Raw genomic sequence first — 15,357 nt, forward strand, 5'->3', positions numbered from 1 at the left:
GTTCGGGGGTGGCGGTCACGCGGCGGCGTCCAGTTCGAACCAGACGCGTTTGCCGTGCTTGCGGGGGTCGGTGCCGAAGCGGTGGGTGAGGGAGCGGACGAGGTGGAGGCCCCGGCCGGAGAGGGCGTAGGGGTCGGTGGGGGTGCGGGGCTCGGGGAGGTGGGGGTTGTCGTCGGCGACGGAGACGCGCAGGGTGTGGTCGCGGAGCAGGACGACGACGAGCGGGGCGGGGCTGCCGCCGTGGCGCCAGGCGTTGATGTAGAGCTCGCAGAGGGCGAGTTCGGCGTCGTGGATGAGGTCGTCGGGCCAGCCGGCGAGGTCGAGGGCCTCGCGCAGCTCCTCGCGGGCGGCGGACCAGTCGGGCGGTTCGGGCAGGGTGAAGGCACACATGAGGGACCTCCGAAGAGAGGCGGAGTGGAGTGGGTGTGGTGTCACCGGCGGATACGTCGCCGTGAGCCAGGCCGGGACGGGACTGGGAGTGCCGCGTACGGCTGCTCTGCGGTGCGCGGGCAGCAGGCGCCTACTGCCCTGGGAACAAGCGTTACTGACGATCCATCGGATCGATGTGAGATAGACCATAGCGCAAAGCGTCTTCAATTGAAGGCGTGATGCGGAAGGATCCCCCTCACGTGGGAACGTGGGGCCCAATCCCCCTCAAACCTCGATGGACCGACTCATCGCGCACGCGGCAGACTGCTCCCACGCCACACTGAGAGGACGACATGCCGCTTCGCCGCGACCCAACCCTTCGCCAGCGCCGCCTCGGTGCCGAGATGCGGAAGATGCGAGAGCAAGCCGGTCTCGGCGGCAGCCAGCTCGCCCGCGCGCTCGGGCTGAACCCCACGCAGGTCACGCAGATGGAAACAGGGAAGATCGGCGTCAGCGCCGAACGCCTTCGGACCGTCGCAGCCGCATGCGATTGCAAAAACGCTCCCCTGGTCGACGCGCTCGCCGACATGGCTACCGAACGAGGGAAGGGCTGGTGGGAGGAATACCGAGGCAAGCTGGCAACCGACTTCCTCGAAGTGGCAGAGGTCGAGGGCCACGCCAGCGGGCTCTACACCTGCACGACCACCTACATTCCTGGACTTCTCCAGACGAGCGCCTATGCCTCAGCCGTGTTCTCGCGCGCCACGCCACTGCCCACCCAGCAGGACATCGGCTTGCGAACCGAGTTCCGGATGAAGCGGCACCAGATCCTCCATACCCAAAGGGTTCCCTACCAGGCATTCATCCACGAGGCAGCACTACGGATGCAGTTCGGCGGCCCAAGAATCCTCGCAGAACAGCTAGGCACCCTGATCGAGGCGTCCGAGGCTCCGAGCATCACGATCAGAGTCATGTCGTTCGACACCGACACCTTTCCGGGGTCCAGCGAGAACCTCACGTACGCCGAAGGCGTGACTCCAGAGCTGGATACGGTCCAGATGGATGTCGCCCACGCTGTCCAGTTCTTCGACTCCCCGGCGCACCTGTCTAGCTATCGCTCGGTCTTCGCCCGCTTGGACTCTGCCGCTCTGCCCGAGGACGAGTCACGAGAATTCATCCGATCAATCATGAAGGAAATCGAGGGTCGGTATGTCTGATACCTGGCAGAAATCCAGTTACAGCGGTGCACACGATGAGTGCGTCGAGGTCCGCGCGGTCGACGGACTGATCGAGCTGCGCGAGTCGGACGACGGCGAGATCATCGTCCGCACTACCCCCCTCAAGTTCGCCAAGTTCCTCCAGGGCGTCAAGGCCGGCGAGTTCGACCACCTCACCGACCCCACGACCTGACCCGATCGGCGGCCCTCGCTCAACCGAGCGAGGGCCGCCGCCCTTCGAAATCGGTCGGATCGACGTTCTGCAGGCATCGCTGTTGATCACTGCGCATCGACCATACGGGACCTCTCACCAGGTCCGACAGGGGAATCTCAGTTGCCCCGGAGAATATTCGAGAATCAAGGCCCCATGCAGGGCGATTCGCAGGCATCCTGGTTCAGCCTGATCAACACCGAGGGGAGCATGTTGTGAGTCGACGACTGCGGTACATCGGGAGCAACTCAGGGAACAACGGATGCCCGACACTCTACGAAGACGTGGAGACCGGGGACGTGTTGGTGCAGGGCAACACGGTGACCGACCCCGACGAAGTGGCCCAACTCCGCAACGTCAAGCCAGGCGAGGGATTCGTGATCGTGCCGCGCGTGCTGCTCGCCGACTTCTCTCCGCGTGACGTGGACCACGAACCCGTGCTGATCAGCTTCGAAGAGTTCGACAGCATGTTTGAGAGCTTTCAACACACCGCCTTCCGGCTGGAGACCCGCCGCCGGTACCGCTCGGACGAGCAGACCGAGACCTACCGGCGTTTCGCCGCCGGACAGGCGCCCGGCTGGGACCTGGATGACCCCTGGTGCCGTTCGCGCCGCGAACAGGTGGCTCTGGCCAAGCGTTTCGAGCGAGTGAGGATCATGGACAGCCCTCCCACGCCCGGGCAGCGGTACCTCCTCGACAACGCCCAACGGAACGGTGCTGCCGGCGAGGACATCCGCTACCTCTGGCGGGCCGATGCCGACCGCCTGAGTCTTCCGAACGAGGACACGTGGCTGTTCGACTCCCGTGTGATCGCCCTGCTGCGTTTCGACGCCGATGACGACCTCATCGGCGTCGAACTGATCACCGACCCGGTGCAGGTGGCCCGCGCCTGTCAGGTCCGGGACGCCGCCTGGCACTTCGCCACTCCGCACCGCGAGTTCAGCGCTGGGGTACCGTCCGGCGGGTGAGCACCGACTTTCAACAGGCTCGAATCGCCCTAGGTCTGCGGCTCCGTGAGCTGCGGACCGAGGGCGGTCTCACGGGTCGGCAGTTGGCCGACCGCCTGAGCTGGCCGCAGTCCAAGGTCAGCAAGCTGGAAACCGGTCGACAGACGGCCACCCACGACGACCTCAAGGCCTGGGCCGAAGGCATCGGCCAACCTCAGGTGGCGTCGGAGCTGGCCGCTCGACTACGGGTCTTCGAGTCGCACTCCCGCTCCTGGCGGCGGCAGCTCGCCGCAGGACACCGGTCGGTACAGGACACGCTGACCGTCGAGTACGAGCGCTCGACGGTCTTGCGCGCCTGGGAAAGCTCCATGATCGTCGGAATGCTCCAAACTGCCGACTACGCCCGGCACGTGTTCAATGCGTACGTCGACCTTCACCAGTCACCACGTGATGTCGAAGACGCGGTACGGGCCCGGGTTCAGCGGCAGGAGAGCCTGTACCGGCCGGGCAAGCACTTCCGCATCGTCATGTGGGAGGCCGCGCTGCGCTCCATGGTCGCTCCATCAGCCGTGATGGCCGCACAACTCGACCGACTCAGCGGTGTGATCGGGCTGGATACGGTGTCGCTGGGTGTCATACCGTTCGAAGCTCCGGTCAAGCTTCCCCCTGCCAATGGGTTCTGGATCTACGACGAACGGCTCGTCATCGTTGAGGACTGGCACGCGGAACTGTGGCTGGACCAGCCGAACAACGTAGCTCTCTACTCGCGTGTATGGGAGACCCTGGCTGGCGCAGCCGTGTACGAATCGGGCGCCCACCGGGTCATCACCCGGTGCCGCAGGGCCCTCGGAGCCATCTGAGGAATCCGCGCGAACCTCGGCCACCGTGACTGGAATATTCGAGAATCACCCACCCACCAGAGGCTTTCGTGCCCTTAGCGTGCTTGTCGTTGGCGTCGATCATTGACGCCCCTTGTCCGCCCCCGTCCCGGTCACACCGGGGCGGGGGCGGACAAGACGCAGGCCGGGTCGGGGGCTCCCCCGGCCCGAGGTGACGACGGAGGGGCAGCAGGTGGCCATTCCCACGTTCGACGGCAAGCACGGCGGCGGGACCGGTGACGGCAAGGGCGGCGGTCAGCAGGACGACTCCAACAGCGGCAACAAGCACGGCGGCGGCGGGTCGTCCGAGGGTGGGAACTCCTCGGACGGCAAGGGCCCGGCGGACGGTAAGTAGCCGGTGACCGGGAAGCACGAAGCGGAGGCCGGTCGGGCCCGGCTGGCCTCCGCGCTCATCGCGAACGGGTCGCTCACCACGGACTGGCTGGCGTCGTACGACGCCGTTCCCCGTCACCTCTTCGTCCCGGACACGATCTGGCCCGGTCGGGCCGACGGCGTCCGCCAGGGCCGGGCCGTCCACCGGGACACCGACCCGGCGGCCTGGTGGGAGGCCGTCCACTCGGACGTGCCGCTCACCACCCAGTGGGACGACGGTGAGCACACCGGGGACGACGTGGGCACCATGCCCACGTCGTCCAACTCCATGCCCACCATGGTCTTTTCGATGCTCGCCGCCCTGGACGTCGAGGACGGCCACCGGATCCTGGAGATCGGCACCGGCACCGGGTGGAACGCCGCCCTGCTGGCCCACCGGGTCGGTTCCGGGAACGTCGTCAGCGTCGAAGTGGACCGGGTCAGCGCGGCCGCCGCCGAACGCCGTCTCGCCCGCGCCGGGTACACCCCGCGCCTCGTCGTCGGTGACGGCGCCGAGGGCCATCCGGAGGCGGCGCCGTACGACCGGGTGATCGCCACCTGCTCGGTCGGCCGGGTGCCGTACGCGTGGGTGGCACAGGCCCGGCCCGGCGCGGTGATCGTCGCGCCGTGGGGGCCGGAGTACGGCGGTGAGGCGCTCGTACGCCTCACCGCCGCCGACGACGGCACGGCGAGCGGCCGGTTCGTCGGCTCGTCGGCCTTCATGCGGCTGCGCCGGCAGCGGAGCGCCCGGCCGGACAGCCTGGCCTACCTCTCCGGCCCCTGGCCCGCGGACGGCACCGCGTCCACCACCAGCCTGTCCCCCGAGACGGTCGGCGGATGGCTGGAGATGTTCGCCGTCGGCGTCCAACTGCCCGGGGTGTTCCCGCTGACCGAGCGCTACGACGACGGCACGTACACGCTGTGGCTGCACGACACCGCCGTCACCTCGTGGGCGACCGCCGACTGGGAGCCCGGCCGCGCCGCGTACGAGGTCGTGCAGTCCGGGCCCCGGCGACTTTGGGACGAGGTGGCAGCGGCCTGGCAGTGGTGGCGCGACAAGGGCCGACCGGGCTTCGACCGCTTCGGGCTCACGGTGACCCCGTCCGGCCACACCGTGTGGCTGGACGGGCCGGACAACCCGGTGCCGCTCAGACCGGGACCGACGGTGCCGCTCAGTCCGGGACCGCCGACCGGTAGCCGTGCGGGGGGCGCCCGGCCCCGCGCTCAGCCCGCTATGAGCGCGTCCCACTGGTCGCGGGTCGGGCCGTCGTGTTCCGGCTCGAAGTCGGGGTGGGCGGCCAGCCAGGCGGTGACGTGGCGGTCCACCTCCTCGGTGGCGTAGGCCTCGTCCGGTCGCGAGACCAGGTGCCGCACCTTGGCGCGGGCCCGCATGACGACCGGGTCCTCGAAGGCGCAGGTGGCCACGGCCGCCGCCCGCCGCTCCGGGGGCGGCGCGCTCTCGGCGAGCCGCTGCTCGTTGGCGCGGTCGGACGCCACCTGCGCGTCGAACCACGGGCGGAGGGCCTCCACCGTCCACGCGTGGTAGCCGGCGGGGTCCGCGACGACCTCGTCGACGTGTCCGGCGAGGTACTGGGCGGCACGCAGGCCCAGGGACACCCCGTGGCCCGAGGTGGGGTTGGTGTGGATGAGGCTGTCCCCCGCGTTGACCAGACCCGTGACGACCGGTCCCTCCGCGTCGGCGAGCGCCGTCCAGCGGTTGTCCAGGCCGGCCATCGCCAGCACGGCCGACTGCGGCTCGGCGTCCAGGTCGAGCCAGGCGGCGCAGGCGGGGAAGCGGCGCGCCACGGCCTCGAACACCTCGGGGTCGGTGAGCGCGCCCCGGGTCGGATCCGCCGTGGAGAGCAGCAGGTTCACCGCGAAGGTGTCGTTGTCGGAGGGGAAGACCCCGGCCAGCGCGAACGACGCGGCCGAGCCGGTCCTCACCCCCCGCCCCGGGTCGCGCGGGCCGTCCGCCCGCAGGCGGTACCAGCGGCACAGGTAGGCGATCCCGGTGCGGTGGCTCTCGACCACCGGCGGCCGGCAGCCCGCCTCCACCAGCCAGGCGGGCACCGGCGAGCGCCGGCCGGCCGCATCGACGACGAGGTCCGCCCCGAAGGTCTCCGCGCCGACCCGCACGCCGGTGACCCGGACGGGCCGCCCCTCCCCGACGGCGAGGCCGCTCACCCGGCGCCCCCGCCGCACCTCCACGGTGGCCTCCCGCCGCACGGCCGCGGTCAGGGCGGCCTCCAGCACGATGCGGCGGGTGCGCAGGGTCACCAGGTCCTCGTCACCGTCCCGGTGCGGCGGGTGCTCGTCGAACCAGTCGAAATCGTGGAACTCCCGGGCCCCGCGCGCCAACAGGTCCTGGTAGACGTCGGGCGCCTCGGCCCGCAGCACGGTGCGCACCGGTGCGAGCAGCGAGTGCGGCTGGACGGCCTGCGGGACCCGCGGCCTGCCCCACCCGAAGAAGTCCTGCTCCAGGTCCGCGCCGGCCTCCCGCGCGTCCTGTTCGTACAAGGTGACCGTGTGACCCCGCCGACCCAGCATCAGCGCCGCCCCCAGCCCGCTGATGCCTCCACCGATCACTGCAACCCGCGCCACTGAGCTCCCCTTCGCGTCGTGTTGCGAAGCGAGCCTACCGCTGGGCGATCTTGGACCGGGAGCCGGTGCCCCGCCGCGGAAGGGGAGAGGAGGTGGGGAGACGAACCGGGCACGACCCCGGCCGCCGTGTCAGTCGCTCTGGTCGTGGTCGGCGGAGGCGTTGAGGGAGGTGATCAACGTGCTGAGGCGGGAGTTCCAGTTCTGGGCCGTCTGCCCGTCGATCGCGTGCTTCTTGGCGATGTCCCGGACTGTTTTCTGGGCATTCTTCAACTCCTGCACGGCGTCGTCCTCCTTCCCCTGGTTGAGGCGCGCGGCGGCGTCGTCGAGGGTGTGCAGCAGATCGAGCTGGCGGTCGCGCTCCTTGGTCATCTGGGTCTGCGCCACCGCCCCGCGAAGGGCGTTGAGCTGGACGGCCGGGGCCTGGCCGCGCGGCGGGGTGGTGGCGGCGGTGGGCGTGGCCGACGGGGTCGGGAGCGCCGTCGGGGTGGTGGGCGCGGCCGTGGTCGGCGTGGGCGTCGCGGCGGCCGAGACCGACCGGGTCGGCTTGGGCGGCGGCGCGGCGGTGGGCGTGGCCGGGTCGTCGAAGGCGGTGATCGCGAGCATCGCGGCGCCCGCCACCCCCACCAGGCCCAGCGCGCCGAACAGCAGCGGCTTGCGGCGGCTCTCCCGGACGGGCCCCTCGCCGTCCGGCACGGGGGCCATCGCCGGCACCGGCGCCATCACCGAGGTCGCGGCGGGCGCGGGCCGGAACGGGACCGGCGGCAGCAACTGGGTGGCCTGACCGGCCGCACCGGTGGCGAGCAGCTCACTGGTCGGGTCCGAGAAGGCCAGCCCCGGAATCGTCGCCAGCAGCTCGGCGCGCGCGGCCGCGCCGGTGCCGGGCCGGTCGGCCGGGTCCTTGGCGAGCAGGCGCAGCACCGCCGCGTCCAGCGCCGACGGCACCCCGGCCCGCCGCGCGGACGGCGGCAGCGGCTGCTCGGTGACGTGCTTGAACGCGATCGCCACCGGCGTCTCGGCGGTGAACGGCGGTGCGCCGGTGAGCATCTCGGTCAGCACGCAGCCGACCGCGTACAGGTCGGTGCGCCCGTCCAGCTCGGCGGCGGTGGCCTGCTCGGGCGACAGGTAGGCGGCCGTGCCGAGCACCATCGCCGCCTGGGTGAGGTTGCTGGACGACCCGGCCCGGGCGATGCCGAAGTCGACGACCTTCACCCCGCCGTCGTTGGTGATCATGATGTTGCCGGGCTTGATGTCCCGGTGCACCAGGCTCGCGCCGTGCGCGACCTCCAGCGCCTCGCACACCGCCGCCGCGATGCCGACCGCGCGTTCCACCGGGAGCCCGGGCTGCTGGGCGAGCAGGGTGGCCAGCGAGAGGCCGTGCACCAGCTCCATGACGATGTACGGCGAGCCCTGGTCCACGCCGGAGTCGAAGACCATGACGATCCGCGGGTGCACCAGCATCGCCGCGTGCTGCGCCTCGCGGCTGAACCGCTCGGCGAAGCGCGGGTCGTCGGCGAGGCCGCCGTTGAGGACCTTGACGGCCACCTGACGGCCCAGCACGTGGTCCACGCCCCGCCAGACGGTGGCCATCCCGCCGACGCCGAGTATCTCGACGAGTTCGTACCGTCCGTTAAGCGCCCGTCCGATCACCTGGAACCGCTCCCCTCACGTGCCCTGCCCGGGGCCCCGGACCGCCTCGTGCACGTGTGCACGATAGCCCCCGGCGTCAACGTGCCCGGGCGGAGCGTGCATCGGGCTCCCGTAGCCCGGGGCGTCGTACCCGGGGGCGTCGTACCCGGGGGCCGGGTATCCGGAGGCCTGGTACCCGGAGGCCTGGTACCCGGAAGGCTGGTGGCCCGGGGCGTCGCCGTGCGCCGCCGCCGAGCACCGTGCTGGCGAGCAGCACCAGGTAGCCGGCGGCCGGCACGGCGAGCAGCAGACCGAGTCGGCGGACCCGCCGCTGGCGGCGGCCGGAGGAGTCCACGAACACCGGGGCGGCGGTGGTCTCGGCGGCCTGCCGGGAAGGGGTGGCGGCCGGGGAACCGGGCAGCGGTTCCCCGGCCGCCGGCTCGTGGTCGTACAAGGTGACGGTCACGGTCGGGTCCAGGTCTGGTCTCGCGGAGTGCAGGTGCGCTGGATGCGCCCTGCGGCCCGCCCGACTGCGGGGCGGGCGGGCCGTAGGGTGCGGCCCTGGCCGGGCCGGCGGCGCGTCCGGGGTGCGCCGTCCGGTCCGGGCGGAGCCGGCCGGGTGGACGGTTGGCACGGGGGAGCCGACCGGCCACCCGGGGTCTGCGGGTGGTGAGGTTGGAGCGGTCCTGCGGTGGAGCGGTGGAGCGGTCCGGATGAGCGACGGGCCCGGGGGGGTTTCGCCCGCCGCTCATCCGGAGTTCTGGGGTTACCTCCCCGGAGGGGAGTCGGCGGACTGCCCGGAGCGGTCGGGCTTCGGCAGGACGCCGGGGAGCGTCGGCACCGCGGTCGGCAGCGGGCCGGGCCCGCTCCCGCCACCACCGGAGCCGTTCTTCCCGTCGGCGGTCTTGCCGTCGTCCTTCTTTCCGCCGTCGCGGCCGCCGCCGTCGGTGCTGCCGGGGCGGGACGGGGACGGGACGGCCTGACGGTCGTCGTCGTCCTTGTGCCGCAGGACCTCCCCGCAGTACTCGTCCACCTTGTCCGGACCGCCAGCCGCCGCGACCAGCGCGGCGAACTGCGGATCCGTGACGAGCGGGCGTGGGTGCCCACCCTTGCCCTTCCGGTCGGTGTAGCCCTGGCAGAGCGCCACCAGCGCGGCCCTGGCCTGCTGGCCCCTGGTCTCCGTGGAGGCCGAGGGCGAGACGCCCGGCGACGGCGGCTTCGCCGCACCGGTGGACGGACCGGCGGTGGACGCCCCGGCGGACGGCCCGACGGCGGACGGTCCGGTGGTGGACGGCCCGGTGGAGGGCAGGCGCGTGGACGAACCGCCGCCCGCGGCGGACGAGGCGACCGGGGCGGAGGAGGCCGTGGCGGGCGCCAGCAGCGACGGCCTCGGCTCCTCGGAACCGCCGCCGAGCGCTGACGGAAGGTTGCCCGTCCCGGCCGCGACCGCCACACCGCCGAGCGCAGTGGCTCCGAGCACGACGGCAACAGCCTTCGTGCTGAAGGCCCTGGCCAGCGCGGCGGTTGCCATCGATCGTCTCCGGACGGGTGCGGATGGAGCGGGAACAGCGGGGACGGGCGCGAGACGGGCCTCCCGGAACGCGGCCAGGGCGGCCTCCTCACCGGCCAGCTCATCCGCCACCGCTGGGGCGGCGGCGGCGGCCAACACGTGGGCAACCCCCGTACGCCCGGTACTGGCATCCGGTCCGGTGAGCGAGGCGTCCTGCCCGGCCGACGGTCCGCCCACGGCACCGCCGAGCAACTGCTCGGCCGTGTCACGGTCGATCCGACGGGATCGGTTGGTGCTCATCTCATGTCCTTCAGCGTCGCGGCCCTGCGTTCTGTCACACCCTGCGGAGGAACTCTTTTCCTGCCGTCCTCCGCGCTCTGTCCGACGCCTCTTCCGGCACCCCCCGCCCCGGCCGGTCCGGCAGGCCCTGCCGTTGGCCGGGCCGGCTGCCCGGACGGCCCGGTCGCCGACCGGTGCGCCGGAATTCCCACACCCGCCGCGAGGGGCTGCTCCAGCAGCTTGGCCAGCCGCTTCAGCCCCCGGTGCGCGGCCATCCGGACGCTGCCGGACTTCTTGCCGAGCACCCGGGCGGCGCTCTCCGCGTCCAGCTCCATCACCACCCGCAGCAGCACCGCCTCGGCCTGGTCGCGCGGCAGCCGGGAGATCAGGGCCAGCGCGTCCGCCGTGCCGACGGCGGCCAGCGCCGCCCCCGCTGTGTCGTCCCCGGCGGCCAGCTCGGCCAGGTACTCGAAGGGCAGGTCGGCGACCGGGCGACGACGGCGGGCGCGCAGGTGGTCCAGCGCGCGGTTGCGGGCGATGGTGGCGGCCCAGCCGCGGAACCCGTCCCCGTCGCCGGAGAAGGTCCGCAGGTCGCGGGCGATCTGCAGCCAGGCCTCGGAGGCGATGTCCTCGGCGTCCTGCGCGTCCTCGGGCCGGCCGCCGACGAGCACCCGGAGGTAGCGGAGCAGGCCCGGCTGGACGCTCCGGAACAGCAGCCGGAACGCCTCCTCGTCCCCGTCCTGCGCCGCCCGCACGGCCTCGGACAGGTCGACGGCGGTGCCCGGCCCCGCGGGCGGGACCGCGGGCGGCCCCACGGACGCGGTGGACGGCGGGCCGGGCGGCGGGCCGGGCGGGGGGCCAGGCGGGGGGCCGCCGGACACCGGTGCCGGTCCGGACCGGCCGACGGGGTTGTCGGTGCCCGCTCCGGGGCGCTCTGCACTCTGCACCCGCCACATCATGCGCCATTCGCGCCGCCCGGCCGACCCGCCCGGCCCTCCACGACGTGCTCCCGCGCTCCCGCTCCCCCCGCTCGCGGGCCACCGTCCACGCCGCCCCTGCCCTCCGGCACGCCCCGGCGGAGACCGGCATCGAGACCTGGCGGGCCCGGATCGGCGAGGTGCTGCCGGTCGGCGAGGACGTCTGGTGGGAGGTGCGGCCGGGACCGCGCCGGCGGGTCGCGCTGGACGACTCGATCGCCGCCGTCGACCACTACGGCCTGTCCGAGCTGCGGCGCCGGGCCGAGCGGGACCGCTCCGGCACCGGCGAGACCTGTCTCCGGACACCGCCCGGGCTGAAGCAGGTCAACGCCGTCCTGCCGGCCGTCTCGGTGGCGCGGATCCAGCGCGCCGAGCTGGTCGACAAGGAGCTCGTCCTGACCGGCGCGTGGACCGGGGCGGACACGGTCGCGCGGACCGGGGCGGACGCGGTGGGCGCGGACCGTCCTCCAAGGCGTCGCCCACGGGTTCCTCTCCGTCGGGGACGAGCGCTTCCGCGCGGTGCGCTGCCTGGACACCCTCAGCCGACCGCTCTGGCACATCGACCCGCCCACCGGCTGAACGCGCAGGTCAACGGCGCTGTCATGGTGCGCGTCGTGACAACTGTCATGCGGATCCCGCAACGGACGGCACTGCTCTGACGCAGGGTCGGCTCGGGAGACTGGAGGCACGACGCGGGCACCGGCCCGCAGGCCGAGCACCAGCCAGGGGAGAGCCCACCATGAGCCAGACCGCCACCACCACCGCCACCGCCGGGACCGCCGCCGCCAAGGCCCCGAACCCGCTGGCCGCCACGCTCCGCCCGCTCGCGCTGGACGTCGTGACCCCGCTGGCCGGCTACTACCTGCTGCACTCCGCGTTCGGGATGAGCCAGTTCGCCGCCCTCGCCTGGAGCGGCGCCGTCCCGGCCGTCCGGACGGTCGTCGGCCTGGTCCGCGAGCGGAAGGTCAACCTGTGGGCCTCGATGATGCTCGGCGTGAACGTGATCGGTCTGGCGCTCACCACCGTGACGGGCGACGCGCGGCTGATGCTCGCCAAGGACGGCGCGCTCAGCGGCTCCCTCGCGCTGGCGATCCTGGTCTCCGTCTTCCTCGGCCGGCCGATGATGTCGCCGATGCTGATGCCCTTCCTGACCAAGGGCGACCGGGCCCGCTCCGCCGCCTGGCAGCGGCTGGCCGACGGCCGGGCGGCCCGCTCGCGCTCCTTCCGCCGCTACGAGCGGCTCTTCTCCGGCATCTGGGGCACCGCCCTGCTGACCGAGTGCGTGGCCCGGGTGGTCGGCGCCTTCACCCTGCCGGTCTCGACCATGGCCTGGCTGTCCACCGCCTTCCTGATCGGCGCGATCGCGGCCGGCTCGGTGCTCGGCCACCGTGCCGCCGACCCGATGGAGAAGCTGGTCCGCACCGAGGCCGCCGAGCCGACCGGCCTCTGAACCACCAACCACCGCGCACCGCAAGCACGTTGACCCGCCTGATCCACCGCACCCGGACCACCCGTCCGACCCGCTCCACACCGCCCGCCCCCGACGGCCTGCCGCACAGCAGAGGAACCATCGGGACGGCTCCGGAGTCCATATAACGAGGGGGTAACGGACCCCCGGCGAGGAACGGGGATCCTGATGAGCCGGACGCACGCGCTGACCACCACCGAGGACCGCACGCTCGACTGGGACGGTTGCCTCAACGTCCGCGACCTCGGCGGCCTGCGCACCGGCGACGGCACCCGCACCGCCCACCGCGCGATCGTCCGGGCCGACAACCTCGACCGCCTCACCGCCGAGGGCTGGGACACCCTGCTCGACCACGGCATACGCACCGTCGTCGACCTGCGCAACATCGAGGAGTACCGCCCGCTCCTCCCGCTCCCCGAAGACGTCCAGCTGGTCCGCGTCCCACTGGACGAACTCGCCGGCCCCGCCTGGTGGGAGCGGTACGGACGACTGGACGGCACCCCGCTCGCCCTCCGCCCCTACCTCGACCACTGCCCGCGCGCCGCCGCCGAACTGGTCGCCACCGTGGCGGGCGCCCGGCCCGGCGGGCTGGTCGTGCACTGCGGCGCCGGCCGTGACCGCACCGGCCTCGCCGCCCTGCTGCTGCTCGCCCTCGCGGGCGTCGAGCCGTCCGAGATCGTCGCCGACTACCTGCTCAGCGCGGCCAACGTCCGCCCGCTGTACGGCATGCTCGGCCTGCCGGACCAGTACCGCCGGATCGACACGGTGCTCGCCGAGGCCGGCACCACCGCCGAGGCCGCCCTCCACGCCACCCTGGACGGCTTCGACCCGGCCGGCTACCTGCTGGCAGCCGGCGTCGACCCGGCGGACCTCGCCGCCGTCCGCTCCCGCCTGCTGGACTCCCGCCCCGACCGCACGATCTGACGCTCCGCCCGCTACGTCCGCTCCGCTACCAGAGCCGGTCGATCTCACCCGGGTGGAGGGCGATCCGGCTGCCCGGGAAGTCCGCCCGGTGTCGGCGGGCGCGCTCCGTGAAGAAGCCCGCCATGGTCACCTTGTCGAAGCCCTCCCGGTCGCTGGGGAACGGCAGTTCGGGCGTCCCGCCGACCAGCACCGCGCCCGGCAGCAGCTCCCAGCCGGCCCCTTCGTAGAAGTGCCGGAGCACCCGGTCGCAGGTGAAGAGCCCGAGGTCCGCGCCGCCCTCCTCGACGAGGGCGCGGGCGGCCGCGACCAGCCGGCGCCCGTACCCGCGGCCGCGCTCCACCCGGTCGGTGACCACGGCGCTCAGCCCGCACGCCGCGTACGTCCGCCCGGCGTGCTCCAGCCGCTTGGAGAGCACGTCGAGCGCGGCGACCACCCGGCCGCCGTCCAGCAGCAGCATCGACACCGGGCGCAGCGCCGGGTCGTGCACCGGAGCGGTGGACGGCGCCGGCGGCCCTGGCCAGGCCTGCTCCTGCAACCCGGCCACCTGGAGCTTGAGTTCGTCCGGCACGGCGGTCTCCGGAAGCGTGACTATGCGCATGCCCCTCCCAGGGTCGTCGCCGCCGCCCGCTCTGGCAGACTCCGGGCGTGAACCTCCGAACCGCGACCCGCCAGGACCTGCCCGCCGTCATCGCGCTGCTCACCGACGAGGACGGGGTGACCGACCCCGCCACCGTGCAGGTCGACGAAGCCTACGCCCGCGCGTTCGCCGCGGTGGACACGGACGCCCGCAACGAGTTGCTGGTGCTCGACGAGGGCGACGGGACGGTGCTCGGCTGCCTCCAGCTCACCTACATCCCCGGTCTCGGCCGACGCGGCGAGGAGCGCGCCCTGATCGAGGCCGTCCGGGTGCGCGCGGACCGCCGGGGCGGCGGCCTCGGGCGGGACCTGCTGACCCGGGCCGTCGAGCGGGCGCGCGGGCGGGGCTGCACGCTGGTCCAGCTCACCAGCCACAAGCGCCGCACCGAGGCGCACCGCTTCTACGCCTCGCTCGGCTTCGCGCGCAGCCACGACGGGTTCAAGCTGTCCCTCTGAACGCACGGGGCGGGCGAGCTGCGGGTACGGGGTGCGCGGAGCGGGGTGCGCCGGCCGGGTGCGGTAAATCGTTCGCGGTCGTTCGCCCCGGGCGGAGATACTCGCGCCATGGTGCGCTTCTCCGACTTCGATACCCGCAACTACCCGACCGTGGACGTCCGTACGGGCTACGCCCAGTGGGTGGAGACGTACGAGAGAACGGTCGAGGACGCCATGGACCTCGCGGTGCTGGAGCGGCTCGCGACCCCCGACTGGGCGGAGGTGACCCGCGCGGCCGACCTCGGCTGCGGCACCGGGCGCACCGGCGCCTGGCTGCGCGGGAAGGCCGCCGACGGCCTGGTCCTGGACGGCGTGGACCTCACCCCCGAGATGCTGGCGGTCGCCAAGGGCAAGGCCGTCCACGACACCCTGACCGAGGCCGACGTCGCCGCCACCGGACTGCCCGGCGGCGGCTACGACCTGGTGATCTCCTCGCTGATCGACGAGCACCTGGCCGACCTCGGCCCGCTCTACCGGGAGGCCTTCCGGCTGGCCCGGCCGGGCGGGCGCTGCGTCCTGGTCGGTCTGCACCCGTACTTCATCATGGCGGCCGGCATGCCGACCCACTTCACGAGCGCCGCCGGTGCCGACGTCGCCATCACCACCCACGTCCACCTGGTCTCCGACCACCTGAGCGCCGGACTGGCGGCCGGCTGGCGGCTGGCCGAGATGGCCGAGGCGGTGGTCGACGACGCGTGGATCGCCCTGAAGCCCAAGTGGGAGAAGTACCGCAGCCACCCGGTCTCGGCCGCGTACGTCTGGGAGAAGTCCGGCTGAGCGGGGCCGGTCGGGGCCAACTCGCTTAATCGTCAACCAATGGTTGACGACCTTCGGGTCGACAACCTAC

At 72.9% G+C, this 15,357-nt stretch carries 18 protein-coding genes; 11 read left to right on the forward strand and 7 right to left on the reverse strand.

The annotated features are described in order from the left end of the window. Nucleotides 1-15 precede the first annotated feature (15 nt). Nucleotides 16-390: an ATP-binding protein gene (locus ACIF6L_RS02455; RefSeq protein WP_396485901.1), complete on the reverse strand. Its 375-nt coding sequence runs from the start codon at nt 388-390 to the stop codon at nt 16-18. A gap of 332 nt (nt 391-722) precedes the next feature. On the opposite strand from ACIF6L_RS02455, the gene ACIF6L_RS02460 reads away from it, so the two are divergent. From ACIF6L_RS02460 to ACIF6L_RS02485, 6 genes are all read left to right on the forward strand, one after another. Next, complete coding sequence (locus ACIF6L_RS02460; protein ID WP_359804173.1) at nt 723-1,586, forward strand: helix-turn-helix transcriptional regulator; 864 nt, start codon at nt 723-725, stop codon at nt 1,584-1,586. Continuing rightward, entirely contained in the window at nt 1,579-1,779 is a 201-nt protein-coding gene (locus tag ACIF6L_RS02465; protein ID WP_396485902.1) for a DUF397 domain-containing protein, read from the forward strand. The genes ACIF6L_RS02460 and ACIF6L_RS02465 overlap by 8 nt, the downstream gene beginning before the upstream one ends. Nucleotides 1,780-2,081: 302 nt before the next feature. Continuing rightward, nucleotides 2,082-2,765: a DUF6879 family protein gene (locus tag ACIF6L_RS02470; protein WP_396485903.1), complete on the forward strand. Its 684-nt coding sequence runs from the start codon at nt 2,082-2,084 to the stop codon at nt 2,763-2,765. Further along, nucleotides 2,762-3,604, forward strand: a complete 843-nt coding sequence (locus ACIF6L_RS02475) for a helix-turn-helix domain-containing protein (RefSeq protein ID WP_396485904.1) — start codon at nt 2,762-2,764, stop codon at nt 3,602-3,604. The genes ACIF6L_RS02470 and ACIF6L_RS02475 overlap by 4 nt, the downstream gene beginning before the upstream one ends. Before the next feature lie 211 nt (nt 3,605-3,815). Next, nucleotides 3,816-3,977 (forward strand): hypothetical protein, encoded by a 162-nt coding sequence (locus ACIF6L_RS02480; RefSeq protein ID WP_329488453.1) that lies wholly within the window; start codon nt 3,816-3,818, stop codon nt 3,975-3,977. Between the two features lie 3 nt (nt 3,978-3,980). Further along, nucleotides 3,981-5,336: a methyltransferase domain-containing protein gene (locus tag ACIF6L_RS02485; protein ID WP_396485905.1), complete on the forward strand. Its 1,356-nt coding sequence runs from the start codon at nt 3,981-3,983 to the stop codon at nt 5,334-5,336. Here the strand turns inward: ACIF6L_RS02485 and ACIF6L_RS02490 are convergent. From ACIF6L_RS02490 to ACIF6L_RS02510, 5 genes are all read right to left on the reverse strand, one after another. Continuing rightward, nucleotides 5,219-6,595, reverse strand: a complete 1,377-nt coding sequence (locus ACIF6L_RS02490; protein ID WP_396485906.1) for an FAD-dependent oxidoreductase — start codon at nt 6,593-6,595, stop codon at nt 5,219-5,221. The genes ACIF6L_RS02485 and ACIF6L_RS02490 overlap by 118 nt on opposite strands. A 129-nt stretch (nt 6,596-6,724) precedes the next feature. Continuing rightward, nucleotides 6,725-8,242 carry a protein kinase gene (locus ACIF6L_RS02495; protein ID WP_396485907.1) on the reverse strand — a complete coding sequence of 506 codons (1,518 nt, stop codon included), beginning with the start codon at nt 8,240-8,242 and terminating at the stop codon, nt 6,725-6,727. 76 nt (nt 8,243-8,318) lie between these two features. Further along, complete coding sequence (locus ACIF6L_RS02500) at nt 8,319-8,687, reverse strand: hypothetical protein (protein WP_396492456.1); 369 nt, start codon at nt 8,685-8,687, stop codon at nt 8,319-8,321. A gap of 300 nt (nt 8,688-8,987) precedes the next feature. After that, on the reverse strand, nt 8,988-10,031 hold the full coding sequence (locus ACIF6L_RS02505; protein ID WP_396485908.1) for a hypothetical protein: 1,044 nt from the start codon (nt 10,029-10,031) through the stop codon (nt 8,988-8,990). Continuing rightward, nucleotides 10,028-10,825: an RNA polymerase sigma factor gene (locus tag ACIF6L_RS02510; RefSeq protein WP_396485909.1), complete on the reverse strand. Its 798-nt coding sequence runs from the start codon at nt 10,823-10,825 to the stop codon at nt 10,028-10,030. Before ACIF6L_RS02510 ends, ACIF6L_RS02505 begins: the two co-directional genes overlap by 4 nt. Before the next feature lie 188 nt (nt 10,826-11,013). On the opposite strand from ACIF6L_RS02510, the gene ACIF6L_RS02515 reads away from it, so the two are divergent. The 3 genes from ACIF6L_RS02515 (at nt 11,014) to ACIF6L_RS02525 (ending at nt 13,379) form a co-directional block, all read left to right on the forward strand. After that, the gene (locus ACIF6L_RS02515) at nt 11,014-11,646 is read left to right on the forward strand and encodes a hypothetical protein (RefSeq protein ID WP_396485910.1); all 633 of its coding nucleotides are present in this window, start codon (nt 11,014-11,016) and stop codon (nt 11,644-11,646) included. Nucleotides 11,647-11,726: 80 nt separating this feature from the next. Beyond that, nucleotides 11,727-12,437, forward strand: coding sequence for a VC0807 family protein (locus tag ACIF6L_RS02520; protein ID WP_396485911.1), 711 nt, complete (start codon nt 11,727-11,729; stop codon nt 12,435-12,437). A 186-nt stretch (nt 12,438-12,623) separates the two neighbouring features. Next, the gene (locus ACIF6L_RS02525; RefSeq protein ID WP_359804162.1) at nt 12,624-13,379 is read left to right on the forward strand and encodes a tyrosine-protein phosphatase; all 756 of its coding nucleotides are present in this window, start codon (nt 12,624-12,626) and stop codon (nt 13,377-13,379) included. 25 nt (nt 13,380-13,404) lie between these two features. Here the strand turns inward: ACIF6L_RS02525 and ACIF6L_RS02530 are convergent, their stop codons facing one another. Continuing rightward, nucleotides 13,405-13,977, reverse strand: coding sequence for a GNAT family N-acetyltransferase (locus ACIF6L_RS02530; RefSeq protein ID WP_329488461.1), 573 nt, complete (start codon nt 13,975-13,977; stop codon nt 13,405-13,407). A gap of 47 nt (nt 13,978-14,024) precedes the next feature. On the opposite strand from ACIF6L_RS02530, the gene ACIF6L_RS02535 reads away from it, so the two are divergent. Continuing rightward, on the forward strand, nt 14,025-14,471 hold the full coding sequence (locus tag ACIF6L_RS02535) for a GNAT family N-acetyltransferase (RefSeq protein ID WP_359834061.1): 447 nt from the start codon (nt 14,025-14,027) through the stop codon (nt 14,469-14,471). Nucleotides 14,472-14,579: 108 nt separating this feature from the next. Next, the gene (locus ACIF6L_RS02540; RefSeq protein WP_329488463.1) at nt 14,580-15,287 is read left to right on the forward strand and encodes a class I SAM-dependent methyltransferase; all 708 of its coding nucleotides are present in this window, start codon (nt 14,580-14,582) and stop codon (nt 15,285-15,287) included. The last annotated feature ends 70 nt before the right edge of the window (nt 15,288-15,357 follow it).

It is taken from the genome of Kitasatospora sp. NPDC086009 (genome assembly GCF_044540385.1).
Taxonomy (GTDB): Bacteria; Actinomycetota; Actinomycetes; order Streptomycetales; family Streptomycetaceae; genus Kitasatospora.